The 13,129-nt window shown below is 71.0% G+C and carries 13 protein-coding genes; 5 read left to right on the top strand and 8 right to left on the bottom strand.

Annotation, left to right across the window (positions count from 1 at the left end; genetic code table 11):
* Nucleotides 1–85 precede the first annotated feature (85 nt).
* Nucleotides 86–2,905: a M36 family metallopeptidase gene (locus EG812_RS16210; protein ID WP_233579499.1), complete on the top strand. Its 2,820-nt coding sequence runs from the start codon at nt 86–88 to the stop codon at nt 2,903–2,905.
* Between the two features lie 66 nt (nt 2,906–2,971).
* On the opposite strand, the gene EG812_RS16205 is transcribed toward EG812_RS16210, so the two are convergent.
* The gene (locus EG812_RS16205; RefSeq protein WP_013733551.1) at nt 2,972–3,430 is read right to left on the bottom strand and encodes an SRPBCC family protein; all 459 of its coding nucleotides are present in this window, start codon (nt 3,428–3,430) and stop codon (nt 2,972–2,974) included.
* Between the two features lie 38 nt (nt 3,431–3,468).
* Here EG812_RS16205 and EG812_RS16200 point away from each other — a divergent pair, with 38 nt between their 5' ends.
* The 4 genes from EG812_RS16200 to EG812_RS30080 all read left to right on the top strand — a co-directional run bounded on the left by EG812_RS16200 (nt 3,469) and on the right by EG812_RS30080 (nt 6,857).
* The gene (locus tag EG812_RS16200; RefSeq protein WP_199743883.1) at nt 3,469–3,828 is read left to right on the top strand and encodes an ArsR/SmtB family transcription factor; all 360 of its coding nucleotides are present in this window, start codon (nt 3,469–3,471) and stop codon (nt 3,826–3,828) included.
* Between the two features lie 53 nt (nt 3,829–3,881).
* Nucleotides 3,882–3,962 carry a putative leader peptide gene (locus EG812_RS30085; protein ID WP_350697899.1) on the top strand — a complete coding sequence of 27 codons (81 nt, stop codon included), beginning with the start codon at nt 3,882–3,884 and terminating at the stop codon, nt 3,960–3,962.
* Nucleotides 3,963–4,085: 123 nt separating this feature from the next.
* Nucleotides 4,086–6,530: a M14 family zinc carboxypeptidase gene (locus tag EG812_RS16195; protein ID WP_233579498.1), complete on the top strand. Its 2,445-nt coding sequence runs from the start codon at nt 4,086–4,088 to the stop codon at nt 6,528–6,530.
* A 69-nt stretch (nt 6,531–6,599) separates the two neighbouring features.
* The gene (locus tag EG812_RS30080) at nt 6,600–6,857 is read left to right on the top strand and encodes a DUF6767 domain-containing protein (protein WP_353505307.1); all 258 of its coding nucleotides are present in this window, start codon (nt 6,600–6,602) and stop codon (nt 6,855–6,857) included.
* Here the strand turns inward: EG812_RS30080 and EG812_RS16190 are convergent.
* Genes EG812_RS16190 through EG812_RS16160 form a run of 7 tightly spaced genes read right to left on the bottom strand, consistent with a single transcriptional unit; the run spans nt 6,743 to nt 12,868 of the window.
* On the bottom strand, nt 6,743–7,726 hold the full coding sequence (locus EG812_RS16190; protein ID WP_126712016.1) for an amidohydrolase family protein: 984 nt from the start codon (nt 7,724–7,726) through the stop codon (nt 6,743–6,745). The two genes, EG812_RS30080 and EG812_RS16190, sit on opposite strands and share 115 nt — an antisense overlap.
* The gene (locus EG812_RS16185) at nt 7,726–8,661 is read right to left on the bottom strand and encodes an MBL fold metallo-hydrolase (RefSeq protein ID WP_126712015.1); all 936 of its coding nucleotides are present in this window, start codon (nt 8,659–8,661) and stop codon (nt 7,726–7,728) included. The genes EG812_RS16190 and EG812_RS16185 overlap by 1 nt, the downstream gene beginning before the upstream one ends.
* Nucleotides 8,658–9,458: an ABC transporter ATP-binding protein gene (locus EG812_RS16180; protein WP_232510799.1), complete on the bottom strand. Its 801-nt coding sequence runs from the start codon at nt 9,456–9,458 to the stop codon at nt 8,658–8,660. The genes EG812_RS16185 and EG812_RS16180 overlap by 4 nt, the downstream gene beginning before the upstream one ends.
* On the bottom strand, nt 9,455–10,252 hold the full coding sequence (locus tag EG812_RS16175) for an ABC transporter permease (RefSeq protein WP_126712014.1): 798 nt from the start codon (nt 10,250–10,252) through the stop codon (nt 9,455–9,457). Before EG812_RS16175 ends, EG812_RS16180 begins: the two co-directional genes overlap by 4 nt.
* Nucleotides 10,249–11,064, bottom strand: a complete 816-nt coding sequence (locus EG812_RS16170) for an ABC transporter permease (protein WP_013733544.1) — start codon at nt 11,062–11,064, stop codon at nt 10,249–10,251. Before EG812_RS16170 ends, EG812_RS16175 begins: the two co-directional genes overlap by 4 nt.
* On the bottom strand, nt 11,061–12,077 hold the full coding sequence (locus EG812_RS16165) for an ABC transporter substrate-binding protein (RefSeq protein ID WP_126712013.1): 1,017 nt from the start codon (nt 12,075–12,077) through the stop codon (nt 11,061–11,063). Before EG812_RS16165 ends, EG812_RS16170 begins: the two co-directional genes overlap by 4 nt.
* 44 nt (nt 12,078–12,121) lie before the next feature.
* Nucleotides 12,122–12,868, bottom strand: a complete 747-nt coding sequence (locus EG812_RS16160) for a class II aldolase/adducin family protein (protein ID WP_126712012.1) — start codon at nt 12,866–12,868, stop codon at nt 12,122–12,124.
* Between the last annotated feature and the right edge of the window lie 261 nt (nt 12,869–13,129).

Genomic DNA, 13,129 nt, shown 5'->3' with positions numbered 1-13,129 from the left:
TACAGCCCCTGACACCGTGGCTGACCACGGCCGCGGTGGATCGCGGTGACAAGCCGCCGTACCCCGTACAGCGAAGGAGCCTTTGGTGTCCTCATCCCCCCGGAGATCTCGTGGTCGACGCAACGCCGCGTTGGTGTTGTCCACCACCCTCGTCGTGTCCCTGACATCGGTTTCCGCGCCCGCCTCGGCGGCCCCCGAGGAGGACGCGGGTACCTCGAACCCGATCTTCCTCACCGGCCCGAACGAGGGCGCCCCCGAGGCCGTCGCCGTCAACTACCTGCGGGCCAACCCGGTCCAGCACGGGGTCAACGCCGCCGACCTCAGCGACCTCGCGGTGGCCTCGATGTACACCAGCCGGCACAACGGGGTCACCCATGTGAACCTGGCCCAGCGGCACCAGAACCTGGAGGTGTTCGGCGCCACCGCCACGGTGAACCTGGCACGGGACGGCAGCGTCGTCTTCGTCGGTGACAGCCTGGTCGCCGACCTGGCCGAGAAGGCCTCCGGCGCGGCCTCGCTGGACGCGGTCGAGGCGGTCGAGGCCGCAGCCGAGGCCCTCGACCTGGCCGATCCGAAGAGCCCACGGGTGATGAGCCGGGCCGGTGGCGCCGCCCAGCGCACCGTGATCTCCGGCAGCGGCATCTCCGAGCAGCCGATCCCGGCGAAGCTGGGCTGGCAGCCGACCGACGACGGGCTGCGGCTGGCCTGGCAACTGGTCATCGACGACTCGTCGGACCCGCACCTGTGGAACGTGGCCGTCGACGCGCAGACCGGGGAACTGCTCGACAGCGACGACTGGACCTCCCACGACCATCCCAAGGACCTGGCCGCCACCCTGGGCCGGCCGGAGCAGCACGCGGCCACCACCGCCGCAGACATCGAGATCCCGACCGTCCTGCCGCGTAACCAGGTCGTCGACGGGTCCAGCTACCGGGTCTTCGAGTTCCCGAAGAACGACGCCAACGAGGGACCGCGCAACCTGGTGACCAACCCGGCCGAGGGGACCGCCTCGCCGTACGGCTGGCACGACACCGACGGGGTGCCGGGTCCCGAGTACACCATCACCCGCGGCAACAACGCCCACGCCTACACCGACCGGGACGCCAACAACCAGGTCGACCCGGGCAGTTCCCCCGACGGCGGACCGGGTCTGACCTTCGACTTCCCCGCCGACCTCGACGAGCACCCGCAGACCTACCGCGACGCCGCCGTGGTCAACCAGTTCTACTGGTGCAACATCGTCCACGACCTCACCTACGGCTACGGCTTCGACGAGCCGTCCGGCAACTTCCAGGTCAACAACTACGGTCGCGGCGGCGTCGGCGGCGACGACGTGATGTGCGAGGCGCACGACGGCTCCGGCCAGAACAACGCCAACTTCTCCACCCCGGCCATGGACGGCGGCCGGCCCCGGATGCAGATGTTCCTCTGGCCGGGCAACCAGTTCGGCCTGCCCAACGCGGTGACTGTCGGTTCGGGTGCCACCGCCGCGACCTACCAGGCGGAGTACGCCCGGTTCACCCCCGCGCCCACCCGGGCCGGCTTCGCCGGTGACCTGGCGCTCGTCAACGACGGGGTGGGCGCCACCGGCGACGGCTGCACCGCGTACAGCCTGCCGGCCGGCGCGATCGCCGTGCTCGACCGCAGCAGCAGCTGCAACTACTACACCCAGGTCAGCAACGCCGAGCAGGCCGGCGCGGCCGCCGTGGTGGTCGTCAACAACGTGGCCGGTGCCCCGGTGGTGATGAACGGGTCGATGAACCCGGCGGTCGGCATCCCCGCGGTGATGGTGAGCCAGGCCGACGGCAACGCCATCAAGGCCGCCCTGCCGTCCGCCGGACGGGTGCACCGCAACCTGGACCGCCCGGCCATGCGGGACGCCTCGTTCCGCGCGGAGACGATCTTCCACGAGTACGGTCACGGGGTCTCGCTGCGGCTCACCGGTGGCCCGACGGTCAACTGTCTGACCGGTAACGAGCAGATGGGCGAGGGCTGGAGCGACTTCCTCGCGATCGTCTCGCTGATCAACCCCTCCATCGACAACCCCGAGGGCCCGCGTGGCTACGGCCAGTACGCGCTGTTCCAGGACAGCCGTACCGGTGACGGTTTCCGGCCGCGTCCGTACTCGCGGAACATGGACATCCAGCCGTTCACCTACGACAGCATCAAGACCGGTGGCTGGCTCAACGGCACCTCCCTGGCCGCGCCGCACGGCATCGGTCACGGCTGGGCCGCCGTGCTGTGGGACATGACCTGGGACCTGATCGACAAGCACGGGTTCAACCCGAACGTCTACGACGCGTGGAACACCGGCGGCAACAACCTCGCCCTGCAACTGGTGATGGACGGGTTGAAGATGCAGGGCTGTGGCCCCGGCTTCGTCACCGGTCGCAACGCCATCATCGCCGCGGACGCCGCCCTCACCGGCGGCGAGAACGCCTGCAGCCTCTGGGCGTCCTTCGCCCGCCGAGGGCTGGGCTACAGCGCGGTGCAGGGCACCACCGGTCGCGACGACAACAGCGAGGCGTTCGACACCCACCCGTCCTGCCGCGGTGACTTCCTCAACCGTACGGGGATGAACACTCTCGACGCCGGTGACGCCGCGCCGATGCAGTTCCAGCTCGCCAGCAACCGGGGCCTGGACATCCTGGCCAGCAACTCCCCGTACTCGCGACTGGTGGACTGCGACACCCTGCAGACCGTCAACCCGAGCGGGCCCATCACCCCGCGGCCGACCCCCGTCAAGGCGGTCAACCCCGGCAACTCGAAGATGTCCGCCAACGCGAACGGTCGGTACAACTACGTGTGGAAGACCGACCCCGCCTGGGCCGGCACCTGCCGAGAGTTCGTCCTCACCCTCGACAACGGATTCCAGTACCGCACCTACTTCAAGTTCGTCGGGTAACCCCTGACGCAGAGCCGGGGAGCGTTCCGCGCCACGGAACGCTCCCCGGTCCGTGAGCAGGGCAGATCAGGCGTAGAAGCCGGTCCGCAACTCGATGCCGTGCTCCAGCCACGCCTTGAGGCAGCAGAGCATGTTCGTCCAGCCCTCACAGTTGCCGTACGAGGCGCGCTGCCCCTGCGGGGTGGGTCGCCAGCCCTCCTCGGCGATGGTGACCAGGGTGCGGTCCTCCCCCAGCGGCTCGAACTCCATGGTGACGGTCGTCTGGTAGGCCCCGGTCGACTCCTCCCCGTCGTCGGCCGCCCAGCGCAGCACGATCCGTCGGTCCTGCTGCACCTCGACGACCTCGACCGGGAAGGCCCCGGGGAAGTCGGCGAAGTCCCAGCTGACGGTGGCGCCGGCGGTCAGGCGTCCCTTGGCTCCCCCGGTGGTGAAGTAGTGGGAGAGCTGCTCCGGGTCGACGACGGCCTCGAACACCTCATGCACCGGACGGCTGATCCGGCCGGCGATCTTGAACCGCAGGTCCATGCTGATCTCCTCACGCTGACATGTTGTATTTTTATAACATGTCAGACGGTCGCGCCGAGCCCGACAACCCGGACCAGGATCTGGACGAGGTGTTCAAGGCGCTCGCCTCACCGACCCGTCGGCGCCTCCTGGACCTGCTCAAGGACCAGGCCCGCACCACCGGCGACCTGTGTGAACGGCTGGCCCCCCTGGACCGGACCACGGTGCTGCAACACCTGCGGGTGCTGGAGGCCGCCGGGCTGGTCATCGCCCAACGCAAGGGGCGCGAGCGGTGGAACCACCTCGACCCGCTGCCGATCAAACGCATCCACGACCGGTGGATCGGCGCGTACGCCAGCGCGGCGGTGGACAAGCTCGCCGCGCTCAAGTCCACCCTGGAGCACTCGACCCCGGGGTAACCGCCAGCTCATGACCCTTGACACTCCGATGTGTCTGCACGAAGATCAATGTTGTGCGAAGCGCCTACCTGACGAAGCGAGGTCACATCGACCTCCTGCGCGTCGCCAGCGCTGCCTGTCGACCCTGCCGCTGACGCCGGGTCATCCCCCCTTCCTGCCCGCACGGGCGACTCCCTGCCGTAGGTCTCCGGCCCTACCGGCACGCCCGTGTACGGCATTCGCTTCATCCGACAGGAGAGCTGTCCATCGTGCACACCATGTCCGTACGCCTGGCCACCGCCGGGCTCACCCTCGCCCTGCTGGGTACGGCGGCCTGGGTCGCGCCGGCGAACGCCTCGGCGTTGCCGGCCGTGCCCCCGTCGTCGCCCGGCATCCACCAGATCACCGGTTACCCCCGGCAGAACGTGCTTCCGGTCTGGCCGGCCAACCCCGCCGACGCCTCCATCCCGATCGGCGTCATCCCCTACCACGACATCGCGCCGAAGCTGAACGCGTTGCAGGCCACCAGCAACCGGGTCTCCGCCCGGGTGGCCGGCACCTCCAGCGGCGGCCACGACCTGTACGCGGTCGTCGTCACCGCCCCGGAGACGCGGCAGCAGGTCCGCCAGCAGGAGGAGTGGAAGCGCCTCATCGAGGAGGACCCGGTCCGGGCCCGCACCGACCGCAAGCTGCTGGCCGGGTACAAGACGCCGTTGTTCGTCAACGCCAACATCCACGGCAACGAGTGGGAGGGCACCGACGCGGCGCTGCGGGTCATCGAGGAGTTCGCCACCAGCCGTGATCCCGAGGTGATCCGGCTGCTGGAACGCAACCGGCTGATCTTCAACGTGACGGCCAACCCGGACGGCCGGATCGCCGGCACCCGGGCCAACGGCAACGGCTACGACCTCAACCGGGATCTGACGATCGTCTCGCAGCCGGAGACGAACCTGATCCGCGAGCTGATCATCGACACCAAGCCGATCATCACCCTGGATCTGCACGGCTACGTCAACCCGACGCTGCTGCACCCGAGCACCCCGCCGCACAACGTCAACAACGAGTACGACCTGTTCATCAAGCACGCCCTGCCGAACGCCCTCGGCATCGAGGAGGACCTGCGGGCGCTCGGCTACGCCGAGACGCAGCGGGCCCGCATCCCGTTCCGCGACGACGCGCCGGGGGTCTGGGACGACTTCCCGCCGATCTACGTGCCGTCGTTCGCGTTGTTGCAGAGCAGCATCCCGTACACCATCGAGGCGCCGCTCAACCCACGCGGGACCAACCTGACCCCGCAGGAGCGCGTGCGGCGCTCGGGCATCAACACCGACGTGCACGAGGTGGCGATCGCCTCGTCGCTGCGCTACATCCAGGAACACCGCAACCAGCTCATCTTCGACCAGGCGGAGGTCTACCGGCGCGGCTGGGCCGGTGAGCCGCTGCGGGACATCCCCGACGGCTACGTGCCGGGCTGGGGTCCGGAGGACAACTACAACACGGTGTTCCCCCGGGCGTACGTGATCCCGACCGGTGCCGGGCAGCGGTCCGAGCCGGCCGCCGCGCGCCTGGTAGACCTGCTCATCGGCAGCGGTGGCCGGGTGTGGCAGGCCAAGCAGTCGTTCCGGGCCAACGGCACGAGCTACCCGGCCGGCTCGTACGTCATCGACCTGCACCAGCCCAAGCGGGGCCTGGTCAACTCGCTGCTGGAGCCGGGCATCGACCTGACCGACCGGGTGAACGACCTCTACGCCGGCCCGGCGGCCTGGAGTCAGGGCCTGACCTGGGGCGCCACCGTCGACACGCTGTGGGACGCCAAGCTGCCGAAGGTGCAGCTGAAGCAGGTGTACGACGGGGTGGCCACCGGCACCCTGCCGCCCGCCAACACCGACGTACGGCTCGACATCCAGGACGCCGCCGACCTGCTGGTGGTGAACTCGCTGATCCGCAACGGCCTGCGGGTGCACCGGCTCGCCGACGGGTCGGTGGTGGTGCAGACCACCCCGGGCAGCCGCAAGCTGCTCCAGGATGCGGTCAAGACGCACGGCGTCACCTTCGAGCGGGCTCCGGCGCGTTGGACGGGCACCCCGCTGGGCGAGATCGTCGTCGGTTACCTGGGCGGTGTCGAGGCACGGGACACCCTGGCCGCCCTCGGCTTCGCGACCCGGGCGGTCACCGCCGCGACGCTTGCCGACACGCTCACCGACGACGTCGACGTGCTGCTGGTGGCGAGCAGTCTCAACGTGGCGAACCTGACCGCGACCAACCGGGCCGCGTTGGACGCCTTCCTGGCCCGTGGCGGCGGCGTGGTCGGCCTCGGCACCGCCGGGGCGAGCTTCGGCAACGCGACGTCGCTGTTGAGCGTCACCGCCACCGCCGGGCCGTCGCTGGCCAGCGGGGTGGCGAACGTGGTGAACCGGGGTGGTCCGGTCACCGCCGATGCCAGCGCGTACAGCTTCATCAGCCAGCCGGTCTGGTTCACCAACCTCGGTGCCGGGGTGAGCGTGGAGCAGTCGTACGCGGCGGACCCGCTGCTGGCCGGCTGGTGGGCGAGAACCGGGGCGAACGGGCAGGCCGCTGCCGCGAACCAGGCAAGCATCGTGCGCACGGTGAGTGCCGGCGGCAACGGGGTGGTGCTCTTCGGCACCAACCCGACGTTCCGGCTGCACCCGAAGGGGCTGCACCCGCAGTTGGGTCGGGCCCTGCTGTGGGCCGCGCAACCGTGAGTTGACAGTGCGGGCCCCGGCGATCTCGCCGGGGCCCGCGTCGCCGCCCCGCCCCCGTAAAGGGGCCGAATGGCCTGGTCGCCGGGGGTGGGCAGCGGACATCATGGGGTCATGACGGGCCGTAGACCGGATGCCAGGTGTCCGCTCCGCCCCGGGCAGCCGTGCACGCTGTGTCAGCTGGATGTGACCGGGCCGCAGGACTGCCCGCTGGTCTACCTGGTGATGACCGACGAGGAGTTACGCGCCGGCACGTACCGGGCGTCCACCAGCCGCAGCGCGTTGGCACCGGCGACCAGCCGGCGCTCCGCTTCGTCGAGCCCGGCCTGAGTCAGGGCCGTCTCGACCCGCTCGCGGCTGGTCTCGCGCGCACCGATCGGCCAGTCCCCGCCGACGAGCACGTGGTCGGCACCGAGCAGGTCGGTGGCGAACCTGATCGCGGCCGGGACGAAACCCATCGTGTCCAGGTAGACGTGGGCCCGCTGCGACGCCGGGGCCGCCGCCGTGATGTGCTGCCCCTCGTCCGTCGCGGCGGCCAGGGACAGCCCGGCGACCCCGAGCATCGGGAACACCACGTGCAGCCCGGGCAGCTCGGCCAGTACCCCGTCGACCAGCAGCGACAGCAGCGCGGCGGCGTTGATGGTGCCGCGGGCCAGTGAGGTGCCGAACCGGCCGAGACCGGCGAAGGCGAGGGTCATCGCCGCCGGGCTGATCGGGTGGGCGAAGACCGGGACGCCGAGTTCCGCCGCGACGGTGAGGGTGGGCCGGGCTGCCGCCGCGCCGAGCAGTTGCCCGTCCGTGGCGCAGTCGACCACCAGGCCGGACAGTCCCAGCTCCCGCACGGCGCGGACGGCTTCGTCGGCGGCGGCGTCACCGGCGAAGGCGTCGACGGTGGCCAGGCCCCGCAGCCGCTGCGGCGCGGTCGCCACCGCCTCGGCGAGATGGTCGTTGAGCCGACGCAGGTCGTCCGGGTGGGTGCGTTCGCCGTGCGGGGTGACCAGGGCCGGTGGCGCGCTGAGCACCCGCAGGTCGACGCCGCGCCGGCCGGCCTCGGCGAGCAGGCCGTCCAGGTCGGCGATGCGGCGGGCCAGCCCGTGCCAGCGCCGCACCAGTTCGGGCGCGGCCTGGTGCGGGGGCAGGGCCGGGTAGGCCGGACAGGCGTAGTGGGTGTGGAAGTCGGCGACGAACATCGACGGCATCACAGGTCGATGAAGGTGTACGTGAAGCCGCGCTCGGCCCGGTGCACGTACCCGGCGGCCGGGAACGGGAAGTGCGTCGGCACCAGCAGGTCGCCGGAGCCGGCGACCCGCTCCAGCAGCCGACGCCGCTGGTCGGCCGAGTCGCCCGGCACGACGCAGTACCGGATGCTCCACTCCGGGCGTTCCAGCTGCACCCCGTGGTGCAGCATGTCGCCGGCGAACAACGCCCGCCGACCGGCCGACTCGACCACCAGGTAGACGTTGCCGGGGGTGTGCCCGAACGCGGGCACCAGGTGGATCTCGGGGCTGATCACGTGGTCGGCGGGGATCAGATCGAGCACCCCGGCGTCACGCAACGGCAGGATGCTGTCGGCGAGGTAGTCACCCGTACGCGCCATGGCCGCCGCTCCCTCGGGGCCGGTCCACCAGTCGTACTCCTCGCGGACGACCAGATAGCGGGCGTTGGGGAAGGTCGGCACCCAGCCACCGGCGCCGTCGGAGCTGGTGGCGAAGCCGACGTGGTCGACGTGCAGGTGAGTGAAGACCACCGTGTCGATGTCGTCGACGCTGACGCCGGCCCGCGCGATCTGTTCCAGGAAGGGCCGGTCGGCGCGGTCGAACACGCCGCCGTTGCGCGGCTTGCCGTTGCCGCCACCGGCGTCGACCAGGATCAACCGGTCACGGGTCTTCAGCAGGTGGGCCTCCTGGTTGAGCACGATCCGGCCGTCGCGAGTCCAGGGCTCGGCCGTGTAGAACGCGCCGTCGGTCCAGGACTCGGTCGCCAGCTGGGGGAAGAAGTCCGTCGGGAGGGGGAAGTAGTCGACCTCGCGGATCGGGAACACCTCGACGTCGCCGACGGAAAACGACCAGAGCGGGCCGTCGCCGCCGCCGGTGTCCTGCCAGCGGGGCGTGGTGTCGGGCTGCGGGTTGGTCATGGAGCCACCTCTTCCAGGTGCGGTGTGCGGCGTACCTGCGCGTAGACCTGGGCGCGCAGCTCGCCGAAACGGGCCGATGAGCGGGTGCCGAGCTGGTCGCGCTCGGCCGGCAGGTCGATCGGGAACCCGGCGATGACCCCGGCCGGTGAGGCGCCGAGGACGACCACCCGTTGGCCCAGGTAGACCGCCTCGTCGATGTCGTGGGTGACGAACAGGACGGTCATCGCGTACCGGCGCCAGAGGCGGGCGAGCAGATCCTCCAGGTCGCCGCGGGTCTGGGCGTCGACAGCGGAGAACGGCTCGTCCATCAACAACAGCCGGGGCCGGTACGCGACGGCCCGGGCGATGGCGACCCGCTGCTGCATGCCACCGGAGAGCTGCCACGGGTACGCGTCGGCGGCCTGGCCCAGGCCGACCGCGTCGAGCGCCTCGGCGACCAGTTCTCGGCGTTCGGCACGACCGACACCCCGGCTGCGCAGCGGCAGCTCGACGTTCTGCCGGACGGTCTTCCAGGCGAACAGGCTGCGCCCGTACTCCTGGAACACCACGCCCAGGTCGGCGGGGGGTTCGGTGACCCGTCGCCCGGCCAGGAAGACGTCTCCGGTGGTGGCGGGCAGCAGCCCGGCGATGATCTTCAACAGGGTGGTCTTGCCGCAGCCGGAGGGGCCGACGACGGCGACGAACTCGCCGTTGTCGACGGTCAGGTCGACCTGGGCCAGGGCATCCACCGTGCGCTCCCGCGCCCGGTAGGACTTGCCCAGGTCGACGATGCGCAGCAGGGCGTCGTCGGTGCTCACCACGACTCCTCTCGTCCGGTGGCGCCGCGATGCCACCGCAGGGCACGCCGCTCGATGAGTTCGAAGACTTTTGCCAGGCCGAAGCCGAGCAGGCCGAGCAGGAGCACGCCGCTCCACATCTCGGGAATCGCGAAGGTGCGCTGGAAGCGGATCACCGTGAAGCCCAGCCCGTCGGTGCTCATCAGCATCTCGCTGACCACCATCACGATGAGCGAGATGCCGAGGGCCTGCCGCGCCCCGGCGAAGACCTGCGGGGTGGCGGCGCGCAGGATCAGCCCGTGCCGGGTCCAGGCCCGCAGCCGGTAGGCGGCGGCGGTGTCGAGTTGGACCTCGTCGACGGCGCGTACCCCGTCGGCGGTGTTGAGCAGAATGGGCCAGACCGCGCCCGACGCGATGACGATCAGCTTGGTGGCGTCGCCGATGCCGACGGCGACGAGCAGCACCGGGATCAGCACCGGGGCGGGCAGCACCCGGAAGTAGGCGAGGATCGGGCTGGTCAGGTCGCGTACCACCGACCAACGGCCGACCAGGTAGCCGACGCCGACGCCGACCAGCAGCGCCGCGGCGTACCCCGCGGCGAGCCGCCGCAGACTGGGCAGCACGTCACGGAAGAAGACCTCGGAGAACCACACCTGACCGAACGCCTCGACGATGCGGCTCAGCGGCGGCAGGAAGATGGTGGTGCTGTCCGCGCTGAGCACCCACCAGGCGGTGAACAGCAGCACCGGCAGGCCCAGGGCGAGAGCGACGGTGCGGGCGCCCCGGTTCAGGCCGGCGACGAGGGCTGCCTTCATCGGGCCGCCACCTCACGCCGGGTCGCCACATGCCAGTGCAACAGTCGTCGCTCGGCCAGCCGGGCGGCCATGTCGAGGGCGATGCCCACCCCGCCGGTCAGCAGCACCAGCGCGTACATGCCGGTGAACTCGCCGGATTCCTGGCTGGACCAGATCAGCTCGCCGAGACCGGCGGCGCCCATCACCAGCCCGCCGGTGATGGCGAGGGCGAGGGCCACCGAGACGATCAGCCGCAACGCCGTGCCGAGGTACGGCAGCACACTCGGCCAGGTGACGTGGATGATGCGACCCAACCGGCCGAGCCGGATGGTGCGGGCGGTGTCCACGGCCACCTGGTCGACGTCACGCAGACCGTAGAGCACCTGGAACAGCACGATCCAGAAGCAGGAGACGGCGACCAGCAGGACGGTGATCTGCCCGACGTCGAGCACCAGCACCAGCACCGGGATCAGCACGATCGACGGCACCGGGCGCAGGAAGTCCAGGGTGGACGAGGCGGCCCGCAGCAGCCACGGCACCGAGCCGACGGCGAAGCCGACCACGACTCCGGCCACCAGCGCGATCAGCAGGCCGACCGCCGAAACCAGCAGGGTGCGGCCGGTCGCGGTCCAGAACCGCGCCTCGGTGAGCAGTTCGGCGGCGCGCGGCACGATGGCCGTCAGCGGCGGTACGTGCAGCGGTGAGAAGAACGCCCGGGTCACCGCCTCGTAGCCGATCGCGGCGAGCAGCAGCCCGAGGATGCCGAGCACCCGGCGGCCGGTGGTGCCGGCCGGCCGCCGGGTGTGGGCGGGCGTACGACTGCCGGTGGTCACGGCAGGATCAGCTCGTCGAGGTCGGGTGTGGTGTTGATCAGGCCGTCGCGTCGGGCGTACCCGGCCAGCTTCTCGGCGGCCTGCCGGCTCACCTCGTCCCGCCAGCCGGTGATGGTGATCTTGGCAGCCACCTCCGGGGTGATCTGGGTGAAGGTGGGGATCTTCGCGCGGACCTCGTCCTCGTGCTCGCGGGCGTAGGCGTACGCCTCCCGGATCGCGGTGCGGAACGCGGTGACCACCTCGGGCTTGCGCGTGACCAGGGCGCCGGAGGTGTACCAGGCGGAGACGGTGAGGTCTTCGGCCAGGTCGGTGAAGCCCCAGCCGATCGGCACTGCGCCCTGTGCCTTGGCCGCGGACAGGAACGGCTCGACCACCCAGGCGCCGGCCACCCGGCCCTCGCTGATGGCGGCGGGCACCTGCGGGAAGGGGATCTCGACAAGCTTCAGCGATTCCGAGTCGCCGCCGTCGGCCCGCACTGCCTCCCGGGCGGCGGCTGCGGCGATGTTGGTCAGGATGTTGACCGCGACGGTCTTGCCTTCGAGCTGTTTCGGGCTGGTGATGCCGGAGTCGGCGGCCACCACCAGCGCGCCGTAGTCGGCGCCGGCTTTGCCGGTCGAGGCGGACGCCGGCACCACGGCCTTGACGTCCAGACCCTGGGTGCGGGCCACGATGAGGGTGGTGAGGTCGCCGGTGGCGAAGTCGACCTTGCCGGCGAGCACCGACGGTACGGAGGTCAGGTCGGAGGTCTCGGTGTCCACCTCGACCTTCAGGCCGTGTCTGGCGAAGATGCCCTTGTCCTCGGCGAGGTAGATCGGGGCGAGATGGCCCAACGGTGACGAGGCGAGGGTGATGGTGGTCAGGCCGTCGTCCGTACCAGCGGCGTCGGTGGCCTGGTCCGAACCGCAGCCGGTCACGGCGGTGCCGAGCAGCGCGGCGGCGAGCAGGCCGGCGGCGCCACGGCGGAACGTGATGGGAAGGCTGGGGTGACCGGTGATCCGGGTCGTGCGGAACATGGTTGATCTCGATTCTCAGGTCGTGGAGGGGTTGGTCGACGCCGTCAGAAGCGCAGGCGCAGGTCGAGGTCCTTGACGTGGTCCGGGAAGGGCGTCACGCCGCCGAGGGCGAGCGCGCCGAGGCTGGATTCGGCCGCTTCCTCGATCGCCACCACCAGGCTCGCGGCGTGCTTCGCGTCGTCTCCGGCGACGAGCAGGCCGTGGTTGCCGAGCAGCACCCCGTACGTCTGCGGGTGGGCCTGGTAGGTCTCGGCGATGGTGCGGACCGCTTCGGCGGTGCCGCGGGGCGCCCAGGGCGCGACCGGGACGTCGACCGCCTGCCCGTGCACCAGCAGCGCCTCGTAGCGGGCGGGGAGGCTGACCGAGGCGAGGGCGTAGCTGGTCGCGTGCGGCGAGTGGGTGTGGATGACGGCGTTGACGCCCGGGCGGGTGCGGTAGACGCCGACATGCATCTTCAGGATGGCGGCCACCGACGGGCTGGGCGCGCCGTAGCGCACCTCGCCGTCGAGGTCGACCACGACGACCTCGTCGTTGACCGTACGCAGCGCCGGTAGGCCGACCCGCAGGTCGCTCGCCGGCCAGGGGCGCAGCAGTTCGCCGGCGTTGACCGCGAGCAGGTTGTCGTGTCCGGGCAGGCGGACGCTGATGTTGCCGTGTCCGCTGGCGGACATCGCCGAGGCGGCGAAGATCCGGTTGATTCCGGTGGTCAGGTCGGTGCGCGCGGCGGCCAGTTCGTCGGCGCCGAACGGGGCGTGACGCAGTGTCGAGGGTGTGGGGGTGTGCAGAGTCATGGCGTAGCAGCCTTGTCGTCGATGGGTGTGCCGGATCCGCGCGCCGTGCGGCGCGCAGGCGGTGATCAGGGTTGTGGCGAGCACAGGCAGGGCGCAGCGAGATCCGATGCGGGTGTACGGAAAGCGCGGGGCTGCCGGCGGCCGACGTGGGGTGGGCCCTGCTGAGGAGTTGGTGCCGTGCCGATTCCGGCGTCGGCGACCCGCGACCGGGTCAGCGGCCGGGACAGAGCGCGCTGCCGGTGCGGCCGTAGTCGACCGCGC

It is taken from the genome of Verrucosispora sp. FIM060022, assembly GCF_003977705.1.
Taxonomy (GTDB): domain Bacteria; phylum Actinomycetota; class Actinomycetes; order Mycobacteriales; family Micromonosporaceae; genus Micromonospora; species Micromonospora gifhornensis.
Note: the sequence above shows the minus strand (reverse complement) of the source record. Positions and strands in the feature narration are given on the sequence as shown.

What these genes read in the sequence shown, in the direction of transcription:
- EG812_RS16205 (WP_013733551.1), bottom strand. Translation starts at nt 3,430, where the DNA reads ATGGACCTGCGGTTCAAGATCGCCGGCCGGATCAGCCGTCCGGTGCAT.
- EG812_RS16200 (WP_199743883.1), top strand. Translation starts at nt 3,469, where the DNA reads ATGTCAGACGGTCGCGCCGAGCCCGACAACCCGGACCAGGATCTGGAC.
- EG812_RS16195 (WP_233579498.1), top strand. Translation starts at nt 4,086, where the DNA reads ATGTCCGTACGCCTGGCCACCGCCGGGCTCACCCTCGCCCTGCTGGGT.
- EG812_RS30080 (WP_353505307.1), top strand. Translation starts at nt 6,600, where the DNA reads ATGGCCTGGTCGCCGGGGGTGGGCAGCGGACATCATGGGGTCATGACG.
- EG812_RS16190 (WP_126712016.1), bottom strand. Translation starts at nt 7,726, where the DNA reads ATGCCGTCGATGTTCGTCGCCGACTTCCACACCCACTACGCCTGTCCG.
- EG812_RS16185 (WP_126712015.1), bottom strand. Translation starts at nt 8,661, where the DNA reads ATGACCAACCCGCAGCCCGACACCACGCCCCGCTGGCAGGACACCGGC.
- EG812_RS16175 (WP_126712014.1), bottom strand. Translation starts at nt 10,252, where the DNA reads ATGAAGGCAGCCCTCGTCGCCGGCCTGAACCGGGGCGCCCGCACCGTC.
- EG812_RS16165 (WP_126712013.1), bottom strand. Translation starts at nt 12,077, where the DNA reads ATGTTCCGCACGACCCGGATCACCGGTCACCCCAGCCTTCCCATCACG.
- EG812_RS16160 (WP_126712012.1), bottom strand. Translation starts at nt 12,868, where the DNA reads ATGACTCTGCACACCCCCACACCCTCGACACTGCGTCACGCCCCGTTC.